This window comes from Marmoricola endophyticus (assembly GCF_014644415.1).
Classification (GTDB): Bacteria; Actinomycetota; Actinomycetes; order Propionibacteriales; family Nocardioidaceae; genus Marmoricola; species Marmoricola endophyticus.
The window spans coordinates 2,004,625-2,024,434 of the sequence record NZ_BMKQ01000001.1; the positions used below are offsets into that span (position 1 = coordinate 2,004,625).

Annotated in this window: 21 protein-coding genes; 3 read left to right on the plus strand and 18 right to left on the minus strand. The window is 71.9% G+C overall.

Translation table 11 applies throughout. The features are described 5' to 3' along the window. Positions 1-19: 19 nt before the first annotated feature. Complete coding sequence (locus IEX42_RS09795) at positions 20-334, minus strand: response regulator transcription factor (RefSeq protein ID WP_188779606.1); 315 nt, start codon at positions 332-334, stop codon at positions 20-22. Positions 335-510: 176 nt separating this feature from the next. Further along, positions 511-1,200, minus strand: coding sequence for a GAF and ANTAR domain-containing protein (locus IEX42_RS09800; RefSeq protein WP_188779607.1), 690 nt, complete (start codon positions 1,198-1,200; stop codon positions 511-513). 220 nt (positions 1,201-1,420) lie between these two features. Between IEX42_RS09800 and IEX42_RS09805 the strand changes: the two genes are divergently transcribed. Continuing rightward, positions 1,421-3,313: an acyl-CoA dehydrogenase gene (locus IEX42_RS09805; RefSeq protein WP_188779608.1), complete on the plus strand. Its 1,893-nt coding sequence runs from the start codon at positions 1,421-1,423 to the stop codon at positions 3,311-3,313. Between the two features lie 63 nt (positions 3,314-3,376). Here IEX42_RS09805 and IEX42_RS09810 read toward each other — a convergent pair whose 3' ends face one another. The 7 genes from IEX42_RS09810 to sfnG form a co-directional block, all read right to left on the minus strand. Beyond that, on the minus strand, positions 3,377-4,144 hold the full coding sequence (locus IEX42_RS09810; RefSeq protein ID WP_188779609.1) for an SGNH/GDSL hydrolase family protein: 768 nt from the start codon (positions 4,142-4,144) through the stop codon (positions 3,377-3,379). Positions 4,145-4,173: 29 nt separating this feature from the next. After that, positions 4,174-4,626: a group I truncated hemoglobin gene (locus IEX42_RS09815; RefSeq protein WP_188779610.1), complete on the minus strand. Its 453-nt coding sequence runs from the start codon at positions 4,624-4,626 to the stop codon at positions 4,174-4,176. 60 nt (positions 4,627-4,686) lie between these two features. After that, on the minus strand, positions 4,687-5,148 hold the full coding sequence (locus IEX42_RS09820) for a MarR family winged helix-turn-helix transcriptional regulator (protein WP_188779611.1): 462 nt from the start codon (positions 5,146-5,148) through the stop codon (positions 4,687-4,689). A gap of 90 nt (positions 5,149-5,238) precedes the next feature. Beyond that, on the minus strand, positions 5,239-6,420 hold the full coding sequence (locus tag IEX42_RS09825; RefSeq protein ID WP_188779612.1) for an LLM class flavin-dependent oxidoreductase: 1,182 nt from the start codon (positions 6,418-6,420) through the stop codon (positions 5,239-5,241). Next, on the minus strand, positions 6,417-6,968 hold the full coding sequence (gene ssuE, locus IEX42_RS09830; protein WP_188779613.1) for an NADPH-dependent FMN reductase: 552 nt from the start codon (positions 6,966-6,968) through the stop codon (positions 6,417-6,419). The genes IEX42_RS09825 and ssuE overlap by 4 nt, the downstream gene beginning before the upstream one ends. A 30-nt stretch (positions 6,969-6,998) precedes the next feature. Continuing rightward, on the minus strand, positions 6,999-8,228 hold the full coding sequence (locus IEX42_RS09835) for an SfnB family sulfur acquisition oxidoreductase (RefSeq protein ID WP_188779614.1): 1,230 nt from the start codon (positions 8,226-8,228) through the stop codon (positions 6,999-7,001). Further along, positions 8,225-9,322: a dimethylsulfone monooxygenase SfnG gene (gene sfnG, locus IEX42_RS09840; protein WP_188779615.1), complete on the minus strand. Its 1,098-nt coding sequence runs from the start codon at positions 9,320-9,322 to the stop codon at positions 8,225-8,227. The genes IEX42_RS09835 and sfnG overlap by 4 nt, the downstream gene beginning before the upstream one ends. Before the next feature lie 82 nt (positions 9,323-9,404). On the opposite strand from sfnG, the gene IEX42_RS09845 reads away from it, so the two are divergent. Further along, positions 9,405-10,217 (plus strand): maleylpyruvate isomerase family mycothiol-dependent enzyme, encoded by an 813-nt coding sequence (locus tag IEX42_RS09845; RefSeq protein ID WP_188779616.1) that lies wholly within the window; start codon positions 9,405-9,407, stop codon positions 10,215-10,217. Positions 10,218-10,221: 4 nt separating this feature from the next. Here the strand turns inward: IEX42_RS09845 and IEX42_RS09850 are convergent, their stop codons facing one another. The 8 genes from IEX42_RS09850 to IEX42_RS09885 are packed head-to-tail and all read right to left on the minus strand — an operon-like array spanning position 10,222 to position 17,600. Further along, positions 10,222-12,093 carry a TolB family protein gene (locus IEX42_RS09850; protein ID WP_188779617.1) on the minus strand — a complete coding sequence of 624 codons (1,872 nt, stop codon included), beginning with the start codon at positions 12,091-12,093 and terminating at the stop codon, positions 10,222-10,224. A 49-nt stretch (positions 12,094-12,142) separates the two neighbouring features. After that, positions 12,143-12,709: a DUF305 domain-containing protein gene (locus IEX42_RS09855; RefSeq protein ID WP_188779618.1), complete on the minus strand. Its 567-nt coding sequence runs from the start codon at positions 12,707-12,709 to the stop codon at positions 12,143-12,145. Between the two features lie 10 nt (positions 12,710-12,719). After that, on the minus strand, positions 12,720-13,139 hold the full coding sequence (locus IEX42_RS09860) for a GNAT family N-acetyltransferase (protein WP_188779619.1): 420 nt from the start codon (positions 13,137-13,139) through the stop codon (positions 12,720-12,722). Next, on the minus strand, positions 13,136-13,609 hold the full coding sequence (locus IEX42_RS09865; protein ID WP_188779620.1) for a hypothetical protein: 474 nt from the start codon (positions 13,607-13,609) through the stop codon (positions 13,136-13,138). Before IEX42_RS09865 ends, IEX42_RS09860 begins: the two co-directional genes overlap by 4 nt. Continuing rightward, complete coding sequence (locus IEX42_RS09870) at positions 13,606-14,283, minus strand: CDP-alcohol phosphatidyltransferase family protein (protein ID WP_188779621.1); 678 nt, start codon at positions 14,281-14,283, stop codon at positions 13,606-13,608. The genes IEX42_RS09865 and IEX42_RS09870 overlap by 4 nt, the downstream gene beginning before the upstream one ends. Positions 14,284-14,292: 9 nt before the next feature. Then, positions 14,293-15,456, minus strand: coding sequence for a DUF819 family protein (locus tag IEX42_RS09875; RefSeq protein ID WP_188779622.1), 1,164 nt, complete (start codon positions 15,454-15,456; stop codon positions 14,293-14,295). A gap of 8 nt (positions 15,457-15,464) precedes the next feature. Then, positions 15,465-16,493 (minus strand): C40 family peptidase, encoded by a 1,029-nt coding sequence (locus IEX42_RS09880; RefSeq protein WP_188779623.1) that lies wholly within the window; start codon positions 16,491-16,493, stop codon positions 15,465-15,467. Between the two features lie 12 nt (positions 16,494-16,505). Further along, positions 16,506-17,600: a mandelate racemase/muconate lactonizing enzyme family protein gene (locus IEX42_RS09885; protein WP_229660757.1), complete on the minus strand. Its 1,095-nt coding sequence runs from the start codon at positions 17,598-17,600 to the stop codon at positions 16,506-16,508. A gap of 77 nt (positions 17,601-17,677) precedes the next feature. Here IEX42_RS09885 and IEX42_RS09890 point away from each other — a divergent pair, with 77 nt between their 5' ends. Further along, a complete protein-coding gene (locus tag IEX42_RS09890) occupies positions 17,678-18,385 on the plus strand; it encodes a FadR/GntR family transcriptional regulator (RefSeq protein ID WP_188779624.1) in 708 nt (235 codons plus the stop codon). A 12-nt stretch (positions 18,386-18,397) separates the two neighbouring features. On the opposite strand, the gene IEX42_RS09895 is transcribed toward IEX42_RS09890, so the two are convergent. Next, entirely contained in the window at positions 18,398-19,810 is a 1,413-nt protein-coding gene (locus IEX42_RS09895; protein WP_188779625.1) for a dihydrolipoamide acetyltransferase family protein, read from the minus strand.

Here is a 19,810-nt window from a genome sequence, read left to right on the forward strand (position 1 = left end):
CCGTCCGCGTGCGCCTACCTCACACTGCGGGTCGGTGCTCCTCGACCACGGTCAGGTCGGGACGGAACCCGTGCTCGATCGCCCACAGCACCGCCTGGGTGCGGCTCTCGACGGCCATCTTGCGGTAGGCCGAGCGGATGTAGGACTTGATCGAGTTGATGGAGAGGAACAGCCGCTCCGAGATGTCCTGGTTGCACAGACCGTGCGCCACCAGGAGCAGGATGTCGGACTCACGAACAGTGAGTCCTTCGTGCCGTCCCGGCCAGTCCTGACCGGGAACGGGGTGGTTGCTGCGCAGCGGCAGCGTCGAGAAGGAGTGCACATCAGTGAACATGTCGTCACCTCGGGTGCCGGATGATCCGGCGGGTCGTGCCGCGTCGGACGATGTCTACACCCGACGGAGAAGCGCGACGTCGACGTGGTTTCCGCCGACACGCGGTGACCGGTCACGGGCGACCGATCGACGTCCTTACCATAGCGCGGGCAACCCTCGCAGGGGTGAGATGTGACCTACAGACCAGCGGGGGTCTTGCCGTTGACCAGGTCGATGGCGAGGTCGTAGACCTTGCGGCCGGTCTCCTGCGACGTCCGTCGCAGGACCTCGAAGCCCTGACGGGCGTCCAGCCCGTAGCGCTCCATCAGGATGCCGGTCGCCTGACCGATCATCGTGCGGCGGACCAGGCCGAACTGCATCGACTCGTGATGCATCACCGTGCCGAGCGCGACCGCTGCGTGGGCCGCGATGCCCAGCAGCTCCGCGGCCGCCTCGTCGCCGAAGGCGTGCGGCCGCGTCGAGAAGACCTGGAGCGCACCCAGCTCATGCTCCTCGTGGGTGAACAGCTGGACGCAGACCAGGCTGCGCAGCCCGAGCTCGTCGGCGACCGCGGGGCTCCACCGGGGCCAGTGGCCGTCGACCGGGAGCTCGTTGGCGCGGACCAGCGGGTGGTCCCACCCCGTGTCCACGCACGGGCCCTCGCCGTACTCCTGCTGGAGCCGGTCGGCCGCCTCGGCGAGGCCGTTGCCCAGCGAGGCCCGGGTCTCGACCGCGCCGTCGTCGCGCGCCAGCGAGATCGCCACGTCGTCGCAGCCCTTGACCATCTCCGAGGTCGCCGTGACCACGTGCTGCAGGGTGCTCAGCGAGGAGCCCTCCGAGCGCAGGGCCCGGGCCAGCTCGCCCATGCGGGCGCCGTACTCAGTCATCAGCTGCGGGCTCTCGGTCGTCACCATGCCTACCTCGGGGGCTGGGGGAGCAGGTCGTCCATGACGCTCGAGCCTACCCGGGCCGGACCGTGCCGCGGGAGCCGAATCGGCGCAGGCACCCGGGCCTGCCGCAATGCCGCTCGCCTTGCTGGGGTTACTCGTCGGTAGGTAGGCTTCCTACCGCTCAGTAACCACTTCTCCCGCAGAGAGGGCATGTCCCGTGACGCACTACAAGTCGAACCTCCGCGACATCGAGTTCAACCTCTTCGAGGTGCTCGGCCGCGACGAGGTCCTCGGCCAGGGCCCGTTCGCCGAGATCGACGGTGAGACGGCCCGCTCGATCCTGGGCGAGGTCGACCGGATGGCTCGCGAGGAGCTCGCCGAGTCGTTCGAGGACGCCGACCGCAACCCTCCTGTCTTCGACCCGGCCACCGGCGAGGCACCGCTGCCGGAGTCGTTCAAGAAGAGCTACCGCGCCTGGATGGACGCCGAGTACTGGCGCCTCGGCACGATGGCCGAGCTGGGCGGGACACCCGCCCCCTCCAGCGTGCAGTGGGCGATGGGCGAGCTGGTGCTGGGCGCGAACCCCGCCCTGTGGATGTACGGCGCCGGCCCGATGTTCGCCGGCGTCATCGCCCGCAACGGCAACGAGCGCGACAAGCAGATCGCCCAGCACGTCGTCGACCGCGAGTGGAACACCACGATGGTGCTCACCGAGCCGGACGCGGGCTCCGACGTCGGCGCCGGTCGTACCAAGGCGACCCCCAACGCGGACGGCACCTGGAACATCGAGGGCGTCAAGCGCTTCATCACCTCGGCCGAGTCCGACCTGTCCGAGAACATCATGCACCTGGTGCTGGCCCGCCCGGTCGGCGTCGAGGGTGCGGGCGGGCCGGGCACCAAGGGCCTGAGCCTGTTCCTCGTCCCCAAGCACCACTTCGACCTGGAGACCGGCGAGCCGACCGGCGAGCGCAACGGCGCCCACGTCACCAACGTCGAGCACAAGATGGGGATCAAGGTCTCCAACACCTGCGAGGTCACCTTCGGTGAGAAGGAGCCGGCCGTCGGCTGGCTGCTCGGCGAGGTGCACGACGGCATCGCGCAGATGTTCCAGGTCATCGAGAACGCCCGGATGATGGTCGGCACCAAGGCCATCGCGACCCTGTCGACCGGCTACCTGAACGCCCTGGAGTTCGCCAAGGAGCGCAAGCAGGGTGCCGACCTGGCGAAGTCGGCGGACAAGACCGCCCCGCGCGTCACCATCACCCACCACCCGGACGTGCGCCGCTCGCTGATGACGCAGAAGTCGTTCGCCGAGGCGATGCGCGCGCTGGTGCTATACACCGCCACCTGGCAGGACCGGGTCGCGATGGCCGAGCACGCCGGCGAGACCGACACCGACGAGGCCCGTCTGGCCATGAAGGTCAACGACCTGCTGCTGCCGATCGTCAAGGGCTACGGCTCCGAGCGCTCCTGGGTGCTGCTGGGCACCGAGTCGCTGCAGACCTTCGGCGGCTCCGGCTTCCTCGCGGAGTACCCCATCGAGCAGTACGTGCGCGACGCCAAGATCGACACGCTGTACGAGGGCACCACCGCGATCCAGGGCCAGGACTTCTTCTTCCGCAAGATCGTCAAGGACCAGGGCGCCGCGCTGGGCCACATCGCCGGTGAGGTCCAGTCGTTCGTAGACAGGGGAGCCTCCGAGGCGGACGGCGCCGTTGATGGCCGGCTCAAGGTCGAGCGTGAGCTGCTCGCCACCGCGCTCGACGACGGCCAGGCACTGGTCGGCCACCTCATCACCACCCTGATGAGCGCCGACGAGTCCGCCGAGGGCGGCGACATCCGCAACATCTACAAGGTCGGGCTGAACACCAGCCGCCTGCTGATGGCGCTCGGTGACGTCGTCTGCGCCTGGTTGCTGCTGCGCGGCGCCGAGGTCGCGCTCGAGAAGCTGTCCGGCGAGGTGTCCGAGAAGGACAAGGCCTTCTACGAGGGCAAGGTGGCCGCGGCCCAGTTCTTCGCCCGCACCAACCTCCCCCGGCTCACGGCCGAGCGGCAGATCGCCGAGGCGACCGACCTGTCGCTGATGGATCTCGACGAGGCCTCCTTCTAGGCGCAGGCGTCCGTACGACGGCCGGTCACCGCAGCTGCGGTGGCCGGCCGTTCGTCGTACCGGCTAGCCGACCGTCTGGAGAGCAGGCCGCTTGGCGGCGTGGCCGGCGGTCGGACCTCTGCCACGCAGCTGGCGGTAGAGGAACGGCGCGACGAAGGTCGCGACCCACCAGGCGTCGCGCGCGACCGCACGCAGCGGGTCGACGCGGGTGCCGGGCGGGTCGGCCCACGTGGGGTCGCTCCCGGGGAGCCCGAGCAGGGAGGCCATTCCGTCCGCGATCCGGCGGTGTCCCTCGCTGCTGCCGTGGATCCGGTCGTGGCTCCAGATCACCGGGTCGCCGCACATGGCCAGCGGGAACAGGTCGAGCACCGGCACGTCGTACGCCCGCGCGACCTCGACCAGACGCGCGTTGAGCCGCCGCTCGCGGGGGCGCAGCCACGCCATCACCGGAAGCATCCGGCCCACGTCCGGGAAGGTCATCGTCACGACGTCGCACCCGGCCCCACGCAGCGCCGCCACCACCGCCTCGACGTCCGCGACGACGGAGTCCTCGTCGTAGTCGTGCCGGAGCACGTCGTTCATGCCGACCACCACGGAGGCGAGGTCGGGTGCGAGGTCGAGCGCGACCGGGAGCTGCTCGCGGCGCACGTGGGCGGCCCGGCAGCCGTTGACGGCGAGGTTGGCGTACGCCAGTCCCGGACTGCTCGTCCCGTCGAGGTGCGTGGCCAGCCGGTCGGCCCACCCGACGGCGTTGCCGTCGTCGTCCCAGTCGCCCGTCCCCTCCGTCTGGCTGTCCCCCAGCGCGACGAAGCGGCGGTAGGACGTGGGCACGCTCGGAGACTAGCCCGCCGGCGGAACCCTCAGGCCTGGACCACCATCGAGCGGTAGGACTCGATGATCGCCATGAACTCGGCCGTCTCCGGCTCGGGGACGCCCAGGTAGTGCAGGGTCGCCTCGATCTCGAAGTAGACCGCGTTGAAGCCGTCCTCGTCGATCGAGAGGTGCTCGTGGGCCACCTGCATGTCGTGCCCGATGTAGCACTTCGGGCCGCCGGCCGCCTCGATCGACCACGCCGAGACCAGGAACTTGTAGCCCGCGGCGTTGGCCGGGTTGCCGTGGTGCTCGTGCACCTTCTCGTTCGCGTTCACCTTGACGTTGGCGAAGAGCCGGTCGACCAGGACGTCGACGGCCCCGCAGATGCCGTACGCACCGCCCAGGCGCTCGTACAGCGTCGCGGTGCCGCCGTGGTCGGGGGCGGTGGCCGGGTCGGCCTCGGGAGCAAGTCGGCGGGTGTCGGGCACGGTCTGGGTCATCGGTCGCCTCCACGGCAGTGTGACCCACAACACATCACGCGTGAGTGAACGCGTCAACCCCTACTTGACGGCGAGGAGCCCCGGAACGCTCAACCGGTCCGCGAGTGCGAGCAGCTCCTCGCGCATCCGGGCGCGCTCCTCCGCGTCCAGGTCCGACGCGCAGGCGACCTCGGTCTGGACGGCGACGGCCTCCTGCTCGAGGTCCCGGCCCTGCTCGGTCAGCGACACCACGACCTGGCGGCGGTCCGACCCACGCACCCGGTCGACGAGCCCTGCGGCGACCAGGCGGCCGACCAGCGGGCTGACCGCGTGGGAGTCCAGCTGCAGGCGGGCAGCGATCTCCCCGACCGTCCCCTCGCCGTCCTGCCACAGCGCGAGCATGACGAGGTACTGCGGGTACGTCAGCCCGAGGTCGGCGAGGAGCGGGCGGTAGACCCGGGTCACGGCGTTCGTCGCCGCGTACAGCGCGAAGCAGAGCTGGTCGTCGAGCCGCACGTGGCCGGGCTCACTGTGCTGCGTCAAGGGATCACCGTTCCGTGTGCTGTGATCCCCGACACCTCACATGCGACAGATCACGTCAATGACCCGTCCGAGGGTAGTCGATGCGCGGCCTCAGCGGGCGCCGACGGCGAAAGGCACCGCGGGCTCGCTCTGCCCGGTCTCCGTGTAGCGACCCGCGTCGGGCGCGTTCCACAGGCCGCGCTCGCCCAGCCGCGGCAGCACCTCCTCCCCGACGCGCAGCGACTCCTCGAGGTGGGGGTAGCCGGACAGGATCAGGTGGGTGATGCCGAGGTCGGCGTACTCCGCGATCCGGTCGACGACCTCGTCGTGCGAGCCGACCAGCGCCGTGCCCGCGCCACCGCGGACCAGGCCGACGCCTGCCCACAGGTTCGGGGCGACCTCCAGGCTGCGCACGTCGCGCGTACGCCCCGCGTGCAGCTCGCTCATCCGCCGCTGGCCCTCGGACTGGCTGCGCGCGAGGTTCTGCTGGACGCGGTCCACCTCGGCGGGGTCGATCCCCCGCAGCAGCCGGTCGGCCTCGGCCCAGGCCTCCTCGGAGGTGTCGCGGGAGATGACGTGCAGGCGGATGCCGAACTCGGGCGTGCGGTCCTGCCGTCGGGCCAGGCCACGGATCCACTGCAGCTTCTCCGCCACCGCGGGCACCGGCTCGCCCCAGGTCAGGTAGACGTCGGCGTGCCGCGCGGCCACCGGGCCGGCCTCCGCCGAGGAGCCGCCGAAGTACAGCGGCGGCACCGGGGCCGGCCGCCGCTGCAGGCTCGCGCCACTCACGTGCTCGTGCTCCCCCGTCACGGTCAGCGGGCCGTCCTCGCGCCACAGCCGGGTGACGATGTCGAGGAACTCGTCGCAGCGGGCGTAGCGCGCGGCCTTGTCCAGGTCGTCGCCGTACGCCGCCTGCTCGTGCGCCTCGCCGCCGGTGACCACGTTGAGCAGCAGCCGCCCCTGGGACTGCCACTGCAGCGTCGAGGCCATCTGCGCGGCGAGCGTGGGGCTCATCAGCCCGGGCCGCAGCGCCACGAGGAACTTCAGCGTCGAGGTCGCCTCGGTCAGGAGCGCCGCGGTGACCCAGGCGTCCTCGCACCACAGCCCCGTGGGGATCAGCATCGACTCGAAGCCGGAGTACTCCGCCGCCTGCGCGAGCTGGCGCAGGTACGGAAGCGTGCCGACGCGGTCGCCCGCCATCCCGGTGCCGTGACCGCCGGCGATCAGCCCGCGGGAGTCGCCGTACGTCGGGAGGAACCAGTGGGCCGTGATCGTGCCTCGACGCCCGGTCACGCCGCGCTCACCCGCACCACGTGCAGCGCCTCGAGGAAGGCGTCCACCACCTGGCCGAGCCCGGGGGCCGCGTCGTCGTGGATGGCCGCCGGCCCGGTGGCGGTCGGGGCGTCGATGTAGCGGTCGAGGACGAGGAAGCCGTTGACCACGTGGCGGGCGTTCATGGAGGTCAGCACCGGGCGCAGCGCGTAGTCCAGCGCCAGCGCGTGGGCGGCGCTGCCGCCGGTGGCCAGCGGGAGGGCGACCTTGCCCTCCAGCCCGAACTGCGGGGCGAGGTCGAGCCAGGTCTTCAGCAGGCCGGAGTACGCCGCCTTGTAGACCGGCGTCGCGATGACGACGGCGTCGGCCTGTGCGAGACGGCCCATCGAGGCCGTGACGTCGGGGTGCTCGAAGTCGGCGAGCAGCAGCGCCTCGGCCGAGAGCTCACGCAGCGAGAGCTGGTCGATGGTGTGGCCCTGGGCCGCGAGCAGCCGGGCGACGTGGTCGAGCAGGATCGTCGACCGGGAGACCTCCTTGGGGCTGCCGGAGACGGTGAGGATGCGGGACATGCGGGCTCCTGGTGGGGCGTCGGGGAAGGGTCAGATCGTGCCGTGCGAGGGCGGCAGGGCTCCGGTGAGCGCGTGCCGGCCGAGGTGCTGGATCTTCCAGCGCACGGGGTCGTGCAGGGTGTGGGTGCGCGCATTGCGCCAGTAGCGGTCCAGCGCCTCCGGGCCGGCCGCCGACCGGGTGCCGGAGACCTCGAAGAGACCGCTCGAGACCGACAGCGAGCTGCGCTCCCCGACCACCTTCGCCGCGGCGACCGCCAGCGAGGCGGCGGCGGCGAGGTCGCGCCCGGGTGCGGCGAAGACCGCGTCGACGGCGCGGCCGGCGCGCTCGAGCAGGGCGTCGGCGCCGGCCACGTCGACCGCGAGCTCACCGAAGCGCTGCACGGTGAACGGGTCGTCGACGGCCTCGTCGACCTCTGCCTCGAACCACGGGCGGCTCTTCGTGCGGACGAACTCCGCCGCCGCCTCGAGGGCGCCGCGGGCGATGCCGACGTCGATCGCGGTGTGCAGCAGCTGTGCGTACGCGCCGTACCCGCCGGGGTCGTCGAAGGCCTTCGCGCGCGTGATCACCTGGTCGGGGTGGACCTGGACGGACTGCAGGGTCACGGTGCCGCTCGCAGTGGTCCGCTGGCCGACGGCGTCCCAGTCGTCGCTGATCGCGAGCCCCGAGCTGGTGGCGTCGAGCAGCACCACGTGGTCGCCCTCCGGCAGACCGCTCACGCCCCGCGGGTCGTCCAACCGGGTCAGGGTCGGGACGATGTCCGCGAACAGCGTGCCGGTGCAGTAGTACTTCGTGCCCTCGACCACGAGCGCGCCGTGCCCGTCCGGTGAGAGCGTCGTGCGGATGTCGGTGAGGGTCTTGCCGCCCCGCTCGGACTGGGCGTTCGCCAGCAGCGCACCGTCGAGCACCCGGCCGAAGAGGCGGCGACACTGCTCCTCCGTGCCGGCGACCCGGACCAGGTTGAGGTAGACGAAGTGGCTGTGCGGGATCTGCGCGAGGTTCGGGTCGGCGGACGCGAGGACCGCGAAGACCTCCGCCGCGACGCTCGGGGGCAGGCCGGGACCGCCGTACGCCGTGGGGACGGCGATCGCGAGCAGCCCCGACGCCTTCAGCCGGTCGACCTCGGCGTGCGGGAGACGGCGCTCCTGGTCGCGTCGTACGGCGCCCTCGGCGAAGACCGCCGCGAGCCGATGCGCGGTCTCGAGCGCCTCCTCGCGGGTACGCAGCACCCGCCCCGCCCGCTCCAGCGCGGGCGCGCTCATGCCGAGACCTCTGCGGCCGCCTCGGCCGCCTCGAGCTCGCGGACGAGCGGGATGACCCGCTCGCCGAAGTACTCCAGCTCCTCCTGGAAGTGCAGGAAGCCGAGCAGCAGGGTGGTCACACCGAGCCGCTTGTAGGTCATGATCCGCTCCGCCACCTGCTCGGGCGTCCCGATCAGGCCGGTACGGAAGCCGTCGTTGTACTGCACCAGGTCCTCGAACGTGGAGTCCTGCCACATGCCCGACCCGTCGGCGGTCGACCTGCCCGCCTGCGTGACCGACGCCCCGAAGCCCTCGACGGCCTCGTGGTCGGCCTGGTCGATGATGTCGGCGAGCACCCGGCGGGCCTCCTCCTCGGTGTCGCGGACCAGGGCGAAGCCGTTGAGGGCGAAGCCGACCTCTCCGGCGCGGCCGGCGTCGGCGGCGAGATCGGCGACCCGGTCGATCTGCCCGCCGATCTTCTCCGGGCTGCCGCCGTTCATGAAGTAGACGTCGGACTCCCGGCCCGCCATCTCCTGCGCGGCGTGGGAGTTGCCGCCCTGGAAGATCGTCGGGTGCGGGTCCTGCAGCGGCTTGGGCTTCAACGAGAAGTCCTTGATCCGGTAGAAGTCGCCGGCGTACGTCGCGCTCTCCTGCGTCCAGATCTCGCGGACCGCGGCGATGAACTCCTCGCTTCGCCGGTAGCGCTCGTCGTGCTCGAGCCACGGCTCGCCGAGCGCGGTGAACTCGCCCTTGAACCAGCCCGAGACCACGTTGATCGCCGTCCGCCCTCCGGAGAGGTGGTCGGCGGTGGCGATCCACTTCGCCAGCACCGCCGGGTGCCACAGGCCGGGGTGGATCGCGGTGATCACCTTCAGCCGCTCGGTCGCGAGGAGCAGCGCGAGCGAGAACGCCGTCGACTCGTGCTGGTTCTCCGCGCCGTACGAGGCCATGTACCGCACCTGGGTGAGGGCGTACTCGAAGCCGACGCGCTCCGCGGTCTGCGCGAGCCGCTTGTTGTAGTCGTAGCCCCAGTCGGTGCGCTGCTCGATCTTGCTGACCACGAGGCCCCCGGAGACGTTCGGGACCCAGTAGGCGAAGGACAGAGGAGAGGTCATGGCGTTTAAACTAGCAAGTCACTTTAGTTAAGCAAGTTGGGCGTGCAGCGAGTCGCTCCCCGGATCGCCTAGGTTGGCCGGCATGGGCGATCAGCTGAGCGACCTGCTGGACCTGGGCGAGCAGGCGGTGGGAGACCTCGTGTCGTTCGTCCGCTCCCTCGAGGAGTCGCAGGGCGACCTCCCGACCGACCTCGCCGGGTGGAGCGTTCGCGACGTCGTGGCCCACACCGCGCACCTCGAGGCGGTCCTCGCCGGGGCGCCCGAGGAGACCGTCGAGGTCCCCGAGGACCTGGAGCACGTCCGCGGGACGATGGGCACCTACACCGAGCAGGGCGTGATCGCCCGCCGCGACCGGAGCCTCGCGTCGCTGGCCGACGAGATCGAGGACGCGACCGCTCGCCGGACCTCCGCGCTGCGCGCCGACCCGCCCGACCTCTCGTCCCCGGCACCCGGCGGCTTCGGTGCACTGGGCTGGACCTGGCAGGTGCTGCTCGGCAACCGGCCGCTGGACGTGTGGGTCCACGAGCAGGACCTCCGCCACGCCGTCGGCCGGTCCGTCAACCTCGACTGCGCGGCCTCCCGGCACGTGGTCGCCACCTTCACCGGCTCCTTCGGCCTCGTCGTCGCGAAGCGGGCGAAGGCCCGACCCGGCCAGGTCGTGGCGCTGGAGATCACCGACGACCCCGAGCGCGTCGTCGTCACCGTGGACGAGAACGGCCGGGGGGTCGCCGCCACCGTCGACACCGAGCCGGACGTCACGCTGCGCATGGACACCGAGACGTACGTCCTCCTCAGCGCCGGTCGACGCGACCCTGCCGCGCTGGACGTCGAGGTCTCCGGGGACGACTCGGGGCTGGCCGAGCGGATCCTCGGAGCGATGGCGCTGACGCCGTAGCGGTTCACCACTGGGCGGCGAAGGTGCCCGGGGCGCTCTCCGAGGTGAGGTTGGTGGCCCCCGAGTAGTAGATGACGGTGCGGCCGTCGGCACTGATGAAGGGCCAGTCGGCATCGGCGTCGGCCTGGTCGCCGCCGGTGGCCACCGAGAGCACCCGGGTCGTGCCCGCGACGCGGTCGTGCACGACGATGTCGGCCTTGCCGTTGTTGTCGCCCTGGACCAGCATGCCGCTGGCGCGGTACACGACGTAGCGGCCGTTCGCGCTGATCTGCGGCAGCGTCGAGTCGCCGTGGTAGCCGTAGGTCCTCGGCGCGCGGACGCTGACCTGCTGGGTCGACCCCGTGGACCGGTCCCACACGAAGACGTCGCGGCTGGCCTCGCTGTCCCCTGCGCCGGGCACCCGGTAGCTCGGCGCCTCGAACGCGACGACACCGCCGTCGGCGCTCAGCGACCACGTCACGACGGCTCCGGCGAGCTCGAGGTAGGCCGGCACCCGCTGGATCGCCCCGGTCTCCCGGTCCGCGAGGAAGACGTCGATCGCTTCGTCGTCGTCACCCGGGACGACGTCCGGCGCACCGGAGGCGAAGCTGACGACTCTGCCGTCGGCGCTGATCACCGGGCGCACGGTTCGCTGCGAGCCCTCCCAGGAGTCGCGCTCGGTGAAGATCGTGCGGGTACTGCCGGTCGTGCGGTCGGTGACCACGACGGACGAGTGCGTGGTGTCGCTCGGGTCGAGGTTCGAGGCCCTGGTGGCGTAGGCGACGTAGCGCCCGTCGCCGCTGATCGAGGGGTACGTCGAGGATCCCTCGGCCTGCGACCCCTCCGCGAGCGGGGACACGCGTTCGACGCGGCCTGTCGCCCGGTCGAGGACGAACACGTCGGTGGCCTTGTTCGTGTCGTCCGCCACCAGGTTGGTCGCCGTGGACGAGAAGGCGAGGTAGCGGCCGTCCGCACTGAGCGACGGGCTCCCCGACGGCTTGTCGGGCAGCGCCCCGCCCAGGCCGGTGACGGGATAGGTGCTCTGCCCGGTCGAGCGGTCGGTGACCCAGACCTGAGTGGTGTGGTTCACACCGGTGGAGGCGAGGACCTGCGCATCGGCACTGATCGAGGAGCCGTACGGCTGGAGCAGGCCCGGGACCGGGACCTTCGTCGTCCGCACCCCGCCCACCGGCGCGAGGTCGACCACGTCGACGTGGATCCGCGGGGCGGGGGCTGCGTCGTAGGTGTACCCGTCGCCCGGGATCAGCCGGATGTCGTAGTCCTTGCTGCTGGTCACCTGCATGCGCCTCGAGAGCGTGAACGAGCCGTCGGCCGAGACGGGCACGGTCGCCTCGACGACGTGCCAGCGGTCGTCCGAGCGGCGCCAGAGCTGGATCCGTGCGCCGGGAGGCGGTGGAGAGACCGTGCCGGTGATGGTGAGCACGGTCCCCCGACCGAGCAGGGTCCCGTACGAGTCGAGGGTCACCAGGCACGAGCGGAGCACCGTGAGCGTCTGCGTCATCGACACCGCCGCCGGTGTCGTCCTGCTCGCAGCGATGCGGGCGCGATAGCTCGTCGGGCCGTAGCCCGGAAGTGGGACACGGACGGCGTACTCGCCCGTGGACGACGTCACCGCCCTGCCCGCCGACTGCCAGCGACCGGAGCCGACGTACCGCTCGATCAGGACCGGGTACCCCGAGGCACGAGGGAAGACACGTCCGGTGAAGAGCTTCGATCCCTGCTTCGGGACGGCGTCCCCGAGCTGGTTGAGCTGGAGGGTGTCGATGCGGCGCGCGGCCGCGGCCGGTGTGGCGAGCAGCCCCGCGCCGGACACGCAGAGGACGGCCGCCAGCACGACGGCGAGCAGCAGTCGGCCACCCCGAGGAACCGCGATCATCATTGCCTCCACGCTCGATCCGCCAGGGGGAGCGTAGGGGCGAATGCTCCTACTGTCCGATCAATCCGGCCATCTCGTCCAGCTCGGCCTTCTGCGTCTCGATGATCTCGCGGGCGAGACGGATCGCCTTCGGGTTCTCACCGTCGTCGATCTCGGTCTGCGCCATCGGGATCGCGCCCTGGTGGTGACCGACCATCCGGGACAGCCAGAGCCCTTGGAAGGCCGGGTCCCCCGTCTCGCGCAGCTGGTCGAGCTCGTCGCTCGAGAGCATCCCCTGCATCCGCATCGGGGAGTCCTCCGCGGGGACCTTCTCCCCCCACCCCTTCAGCCAGCCGACCATCTGGTCGATCTCGCCGCTCTGGGTGCTGCCGATGGCGTCGACGATCCGCTGCACCTCCGGATCGAGGTCGTGACCCTTCGTCATCTCGACCATCGCCACCGCCTGCCGGTGGTGCGGGACCATCTCCTGGGCGAAGGTGGCGTCGGCGGCGTTGTGCGGTCCGGCGTCGACCGCCTTCGCGCTCGAGCCCGAGCCGGCCTGGCCGTCGCTCGACCCGCAGGCGGCGACCGAAAGCAGCAAGGCGGCCGAGGCCAGGGCGAGGGCGGTACGTCGCATGCGCGCCAGCCTAGGCTGGCCGCTCCATCCGGACGTGCGGCCCGATGTCGGGGTCGACCCAGGGCTCGCCCACCGCGACGAACCCGGCACGCTCGTACAGCGAACGGGCGCCGGTCCGGGCGTGGCACCAGACCGGGCCGCCGCCGCTCGCCGCGACGTGCGCGAGCAGGCCGGCGAGGACCTCCGCGCCCACGCCCCTCCCCCGGTACGCCGGCTCGACGGCCATCCCGCGCACCCGCCAGGAGCCGTCGGGCAGGGGGCGGACGTTGCCGGAGCCGACCAGGAGCTCGCCGTCGTACGCTCCGAGGTGCAGGCTGTGATCGGCCGGGTCGTCGCCGAGCGGCGGGTGGTCCTTGCCGCCGCGGAGCACCTCGCGGCGGAGGTCGGCGGTGTCCGCGGCCGTGACCGTGCGGACCGTCCAGGTCGTCATACCAGGCCCACCAGCCAGTCCGCCGCCCCGAGGATCACCAGGAACCGCAGCCAGCGGCCCACCAGGCAGGTGCTGACGAACAGCCAGATGTTGACCCTCAGGTGCCCCGCGAGGACGGCGATCACCAGCAGCGGGGGGAACCCGAGGCCGGAGGAGGCCAGCAGCAGCAGCGCGGTCTGGGTCGGGTGCTCGGCGATCCGGGTCTGCCAGCGCTCGTACGCGGCCGTCCACTTCGGCCCGGACATCCGCCTGCGCATCCACGGCAGCGCCATGACGCGGTCGGCGGCGTAGTAGAGCACCACCTTGCCGGCGGTCTGGCCGACCGCGGTGACGAGGGAGACGACCGTGACCGTCACCGCGTCACCACCGAGCTGGGCGACCCCGATGCCGCCGAGGTAGGCCTCGATGTTGATGAACGGCAGGAGCGCCGACCCGAACCCGACCAGCAGGCTGGTCAGGATGAGCTTCACCGGTTCGAGCCCGCGGTCTCGGCGGCCCCGTCGTCGGCCGGGTCGGCGTTCGGCAGGTCCGCGGTCGGCATCGGCAGACCGAGCCGCATCAGCTGCGCGGTAGCCAGGCACTTGTACGCCAGCAGCGCCACCGCGATCGCGCCACCGAGCCAGACGCCCCACCACAGTTCACGGGTCAGCAGCAGGAGGACCCCGAACAGCGCCGAGTTGACCGCCTTCGCGGGCTTGGACCAGTTGAAGCGCCAGATGGTGCGGTCGACGACGTAGAAGTAGTTGGGGCTCGTGATCGGCCAGAAGAGGAAGGCCAGCGAGATGAAGCAGTCGACGACGAGGAACTCGGCGAGGTAGATCAGCACCGCCGGCATCAGGTCCGGCTGCAGCCAGGCGAGCCCGATGTAGAACGCGGCCAGGTCGAAGCGATCCGAGAGGATGTCGAGGGTCGCGCCGGTGCGGGTCTCGCAGTCGCGCACCCGGGCCCACCAGCCGTCGATGGAGTCCCCGACCCAGTGCACGACCAGTGCCGCGACCAGGAGCCACAGCTCGTGGGAGTACGCAGCCGCCCCGGCCAGGGCGACGCACAGGATCGTACGGACGACCGTGACCACGGTGGCCTCGGTCCAGATCCGCTCCCGCGCCGGGTCCGCGTGGATCCGGCGGGACAGGGTCAGCGCCATACCTGCACGCTAGATCACGGACAACAGCTGCACGGTCCCGAGGCCGATGAAGGTGCCGAGGAACGAGCCGATCAGCGCGAACAGCACGCCGACCGGCACCATCCGCTTGTCGTACGCCCCGGCGACGACCGGGGCGGAGGCGACACCGCCGATGTTGGCGGTGCTGGCCACGGCGAGGCTGAACAGCTCGGTCCGGGTGAGCTTGGCGTACGCCACCACGACCACGGCGTGCACGACCAGCACGATGGCGCCGAACACGAGGTAGAGCGGCGCCTGGGCGATCGAGGAGAAGTCCGAGCCCGAGGCGATGATCGCGATGATGACGTAGAGCATCACCTGGCCGACGTCCTCGGAGCCGGGGACCTTCCCGACCGGGGTCGTCGCGGCGACCAGGCCGAGCACGCTGACGATCAGGATCGTCCACGTGGTCTGGTCGACGACGTCACCGAAGGTCGGCAGCAGGCCGCCGACCTGCGAGGCCATCGCGGAGACGAACAGGCTGAAGCCCACCAGGGTCATCAGCTGCACCAAACCGGTGCGCCTGCCCCCGTCGTCCACGCCGATGCCCTCGGCCTCGAGGTCGCGGTCGAGGTACGACGTGTCCGCGCGCGTCCAGCGGTTGAACCGGTCGGAGATCCCGACCGAGCCGAACATCACCAGCAGCCAGACCGAGTACATGATCGTGTCGGTGATCAGCGCGTACCCGAAGAGCGTCTGCGGCGCCTCGACGACATCCTGGACGGCGACCATGTTGGCCGACCCGCCGGTCCACGAGCCGGTCAGCGCGCCGAGCGCCTTGTAGGCGCCGGGATCGAGCGCCGCCTGCAGGACGAGGTACGCTACGACGAACCCGACGACGATGGAGAGCGTCGCGACCACGTAGGTGAGCAGCAGCTTGGGACCGAGCCTGACGATCTGGCGCAGGTCGCAGCGCAGGAGGAACAGCAGGATCATCGCCGGCAGCAGCGCCCCGCGCACCTCGGAGCCGATGGTCGTGACGGCGTCGGAGTCGCCGAAGAGACCGACCGTGTTCAGCAGCGCCGCGAGGATGTAGAGCAGCACGAAGCCGGGGACGTAGGCCAGTGCCTTCCACTGCACGCGCTGCTTGAACAGCACGATCGCGGCGGCGAGCCCGAGCAGGACGCCGAGGTAGGTGAATCCGTCGTCGATCATCGCGGCACTCAGAGGTAGCGCTTGGCGCCGGCGTAGTCGCCGCCGAGTCGCACGGCGGTCTCGCGCACCGGCTCCTCGGAGCTGTAGGCCTCGATCATCCGGCCGTCGCCGGCGTACATCGCGACGTGGTGGATGTGACCCGGCGTGCCGTAGAAGAGCAGGTCGCCGGGCTTCAGGTCGGAGTCCGCGACGGTACGCCCCAGCGGGGAGTCCATCTGGGCGCCGGAGTCGCGCGGGAGCGTGATGCCGTGGGTCTGGTAGATCGTGCCGGTGAAGCCCGAGCAGTCGAAGCCGAAGCCGGAGCGGCCCGCCCAGACGTACGGCCGGCCGAGGAACTGTTTGCCCCAGCGCACCAGCTCCGCGCCGGTGGCCTTGGGGATCTGCGCGTCGCTCCGGTAGACGCCGACGGCGCTCGCCGCGAGCCAGGCCGGGCCGTCGCCCGGCGTCGCGACCAGGACCCGGCCGTGCGCCTGCGCGAGCACCGGGAGCCGGGTGTTGGTGCTGACCCGCAGCAGCCGGTGGCGCAGCGCCGGGTCGCGGAACAGCGTCGTGTTGCCCTCGTCGACCAAGGCGAAGGGACGCCGGTCGGCGACCGCCTCGTACGCCCGGTCGGTGGTGAGCTGGGTCGTCGGGATCCAGCCGGGGTAGCCGAGGTCGTTCTTCGGCGTCGGCTGCCCGGGCACCGCCACCTCGGTCCAGTCACCCTGCCGCTGCAGGACGTGGACCTCGGTGCCGTACAGCGCCTGGGTCTGGGTCACGTTGCTCTCCGACAGGTCGAGCTTCTGCGCGAGCGTCATCGCGTTCGCCCACCGGGTGGGGTGCGCCGGGTCGCCGAGCGCGGGCGCGTCGACCGGGCGCGGGCTGTCCGGCGAGGTCCACACGGTGGCCACCGACACGTCGACGACGGCGGTGTCGTCACTGTGCCCGTCGCCGGGCCGGCCACCACCGGGCCCGTCGGCCTGGGCGGGGGTGGCGAGCACGCTGGCGCCGAAGGCGGCCGTGATGACGGCCGCGGCGAGTCGGGCAGGGGTTCTCATCGGTGTTCCTCCTCAGTGGGGTCCGCGAGCACGGCGGACGCCGAGCCCGGGCTGGTCGGGGAGCTCCACGGACGCGCCGACGTACCGGGCGCCTGCGTCGAGGGGCGAGTGCGTGAGCCACCACGCGGAGTCGAGGTCGGTGACCGGCAGGACGGCGGGCGAGGCGGCGACCAGGGCGGCGGCAGCACCGATGGCCAGGTGGGTCTCCATCATCGCGCCGACGACGACGCCGAGACCGGCGGCGTCGGCGACGGCGAGGAAGTCGCGGGCGGGGCCCAGGCCGCCGCACTTGGTGAGCTTGAGGTTGACGAGGTCGGCCGCGCCACGGCGGGCCACCTCCAGCACGTCGGCGGCGGTGCGGACCGACTCGTCGGCCATGACCGGTGTGGCGACGGCCGCCGTCACGCGGGCCAGACCGTCGAGGTCCTGGGCGGCGACCGGCTGCTCGACGAGCGCGACCCCGAGACCGGCGTCCTCGATCGCGCGGATCGTGCGCACCGCCTGCTTGGGCGTCCAGGCCTGGTTCGCATCGAGGCGTACGTCGACATCCGCGCCGACCGCCTCGCGCACCGCGCGGACGCGGGCCAGGTCGTCGCCTCCTCCTCCGACCTTGAGCTTCAGCGCCGGGAATCCTTCGGCCACCCGCTTCACCGCGGCGTCGGCCATCGCGTCCGGGGTGTCGACGGAGAGGGTGACGTCGGTGGCGACCGAGCGGGAGGTCCCACCCAGCAGCCGGGTCAGCGGCACGCCCAGGCGGCGAGCGGCGAGGTCGTGAAGGGCGACGTCGACGGCCGACTTGGCGGCGGTGTTTCCGACGACCGCGGCGGCGACCTCGCGGCGCAGGGTGGTCAGGTCGTCCGGGTCGCGGCCGAGGACGACGGCGCTCAGCGGACCCGTCACGGCGGCGGTGATGCCGACCAGGCTGTCCCCGGTCACCCGCCACGACTCGGTGCCCTCGCCCCAGCCGGAGACGCCATCGGCGTCGACCACCTCGACGAGCACCGCCTCGACCTCGGTGGCCCGACGGACCGCGGTGACGAACGGCTCGCGCAGCGGCACCCGGACAGGGTGGGTCCGCACGTCGACGATGCGTGTGCTGCGGGTCACCCCTGCACTGTGGTCCAGAAATGGTCAGATGTCCAGACCCTTTACGTGATCGTGATGCCGCCTGAGAGCATGGCGCCATGCCGCCCGAGATCGCTCCGGTCACCGTCCGGACCGCAGTCGACGAGGTGGTCGACCGGCTGCTCACCACGATCGCGTCGGGAGAGGTGTCCGTGGGCGAGCGGCTGCCGGCCGAGCGCGAGCTGGCGCGGATGCTCGGGGTCAGCCGGCCGACGGTCCGCTCGGCGGTCGCGCACCTGCGAGGGATCGGTGCACTCGAGGTGGTGCGCGGGCGCAACGGCGGGCACGTCGTGCAGGCCAGCTGGGCCGAGGGGTCCGAGGAGGCGGTGCGCCGCACGCTCGCCTCCCGCTGGGACGAGGTCGAGGACCTGCTCGACACCCGCTGCCTGGTGGAGTCGCTCGTGGCGCGGACCGCGGCGGAGCGTCGTACCGACGACGACGTCGCGGCCCTGCGCGAGGCGCTGGCCGCGAACGAGGCGGCCGAGGAGCCGGCCGACGTACGCCGCGCCTCCGCGGCCCTGCACGCCGCCGTCGACACGGCGGCGCGCGCGGGACGACTGGCGACGTACAGCCGCCAGCTGCTGGCGCAGGCCAACCAGGGCCTGCCGGTCGAGCCCTACCTCGGCCGGCTCACCGACCGCTCCCGCGGCGAGCACCGCGACCTGGTCGAGGCCGTCGTCGCCGGCGACGCCGACCGTGCGGCCGAGGTGGCGCGCACCCACTTCGCGATCACCGCCGAGAACCTGCGCGCACTGGCGGGGCGGTAGCCGCGGGCCCCGTCAGAACAGCAGCGCGGTCCCCGGGTCGCTCATCACCCCGGCGACGTCGGCGAGGAAGCGCGAGCCCTTCTCCCCGTCGATGTGACGGTGGTCGAAGGACAGCGAGAGCGTGCACACGTCGCGGATCTCCAGGCTCTCCGCGCCGTCCGGGCCGGTGACCACCCACGGCTGCCGCTTCGCGGCGCCGAAGCAGAGGATCGCGGACTCGCCCGGGTTGATGATCGGGGTGCCGCCGTCGACGCCGAACGGGCCGACGTTGGTGATCGTGAAGGTGCCGCCCGACATCTCGGCGGGCTGGGTCTTGCCCGCCCGGGCGGTGTCGGTGAGCTCGTTGAGCGCGCGGGCCAGGTCGGGCAGGTCGAGGGAGTCTGCGTCCTTGACGTTGGGTACGACGAGGCCGCGCGGGGTCGCCGCGGCGATGCCGAGGTTGACGTAGTGCTTGAGCACGACCTCCTGGGCCGCCTCGTCCCACCACGAGTTGATCTCGGGCGTACGACGCACCGCCAGGCACACCGCGCGGGCCAGCACCAGCAGCGGGGAGAGCCGCAGGTCGCGCATCCGCGGGTGCTTGCGGAAGCGGTCGACCAGCTCCATCGTCGGCGTCACGTCGACGCTCACCCACTCGGTGACGTGGGGGGCTGTGAAGGCGGACTCCACCATCGAGGCGCCCATCATCTTGCGGACGCCCTTGATCGGCTCGCGCGTCTCGCGCTCGCCACGCGCGACCGGCGCGGGAGCACTCACCGGCTCGGCGCCCGACGCCGCGCCCTCGACGTCCTCGCGCGACACCGATCCGTTCGGGCCGGTCGCGGTGACGCTCGCCAGGTCGACACCGAGGTCGCGGGCCAGCTTGCGCACCGGCGGCTTGGCGAGGACCCGAACGTCGGAGGGCGCCGACACAGACGCCGGCGCAGCGGGCACCGGCGCCTCCTCGACAGAGGGGGCGACCTCGCCCGACTGGGCACCACCAGGCGAGAACGCCCCCTGGACCTGGAGCTGGGTCGCCTCGCCCGCCGGGCTGGCGGGAGACGCGGACCCGTGGCGGGCCCGGCGTACCGGACCCCGGTCGGCCTTGTTGCGGCCGACGAGGCTCTCGCCCTCGCCGCCGCCGCTGGCGGCCGGGTTGGAGAGGTCGATGGTCTCGGCAGGCTCGACCGGCTCGGACGCCGCCTCGGCACCGGCCTCCCCGACCCGGATGATCGGGGTGCCGACCTCGACGGTCTCCCCCTCGGCGACGAGGATCGCGCCGACGACGCCCGCGAACGGGCTGGGGAGCTCGACGACCGACTTCGCGGTCTCGATGTCGACGATCACGTCGTTGACGGCGATCGTGTCGCCCTCCTTGACGTGCCAGGCGACGATCTCGGCCTCGGTGAGGCCCTCACCGACGTCGGGGAGCTTGAACTCAGGCAT

Coding starts and splice junctions, on each gene's coding strand:
- IEX42_RS09795 (WP_188779606.1), bottom strand. CDS start 334: ATGTTCACTGATGTGCACTCCTTCTCGACGCTGCCGCTGCGCAGCAAC.
- IEX42_RS09800 (WP_188779607.1), bottom strand. CDS start 1,200: ATGACTGAGTACGGCGCCCGCATGGGCGAGCTGGCCCGGGCCCTGCGC.
- IEX42_RS09815 (WP_188779610.1), bottom strand. CDS start 4,626: ATGACCCAGACCGTGCCCGACACCCGCCGACTTGCTCCCGAGGCCGAC.
- ssuE (WP_188779613.1), bottom strand. CDS start 6,968: ATGTCCCGCATCCTCACCGTCTCCGGCAGCCCCAAGGAGGTCTCCCGG.
- IEX42_RS09835 (WP_188779614.1), bottom strand. CDS start 8,228: ATGAGCGCGCCCGCGCTGGAGCGGGCGGGGCGGGTGCTGCGTACCCGC.
- sfnG (WP_188779615.1), bottom strand. CDS start 9,322: ATGACCTCTCCTCTGTCCTTCGCCTACTGGGTCCCGAACGTCTCCGGG.
- IEX42_RS09845 (WP_188779616.1), top strand. CDS start 9,405: ATGGGCGATCAGCTGAGCGACCTGCTGGACCTGGGCGAGCAGGCGGTG.
- IEX42_RS09850 (WP_188779617.1), bottom strand. CDS start 12,093: ATGATCGCGGTTCCTCGGGGTGGCCGACTGCTGCTCGCCGTCGTGCTG.
- IEX42_RS09855 (WP_188779618.1), bottom strand. CDS start 12,709: ATGCGACGTACCGCCCTCGCCCTGGCCTCGGCCGCCTTGCTGCTTTCG.
- IEX42_RS09860 (WP_188779619.1), bottom strand. CDS start 13,139: ATGACGACCTGGACGGTCCGCACGGTCACGGCCGCGGACACCGCCGAC.
- IEX42_RS09870 (WP_188779621.1), bottom strand. CDS start 14,283: ATGGCGCTGACCCTGTCCCGCCGGATCCACGCGGACCCGGCGCGGGAG.
- IEX42_RS09875 (WP_188779622.1), bottom strand. CDS start 15,456: ATGATCGACGACGGATTCACCTACCTCGGCGTCCTGCTCGGGCTCGCC.
- IEX42_RS09880 (WP_188779623.1), bottom strand. CDS start 16,493: ATGAGAACCCCTGCCCGACTCGCCGCGGCCGTCATCACGGCCGCCTTC.
- IEX42_RS09890 (WP_188779624.1), top strand. CDS start 17,678: ATGCCGCCCGAGATCGCTCCGGTCACCGTCCGGACCGCAGTCGACGAG.
- IEX42_RS09895 (WP_188779625.1), bottom strand. CDS start 19,810: ATGCCTGAGTTCAAGCTCCCCGACGTCGGTGAGGGCCTCACCGAGGCC.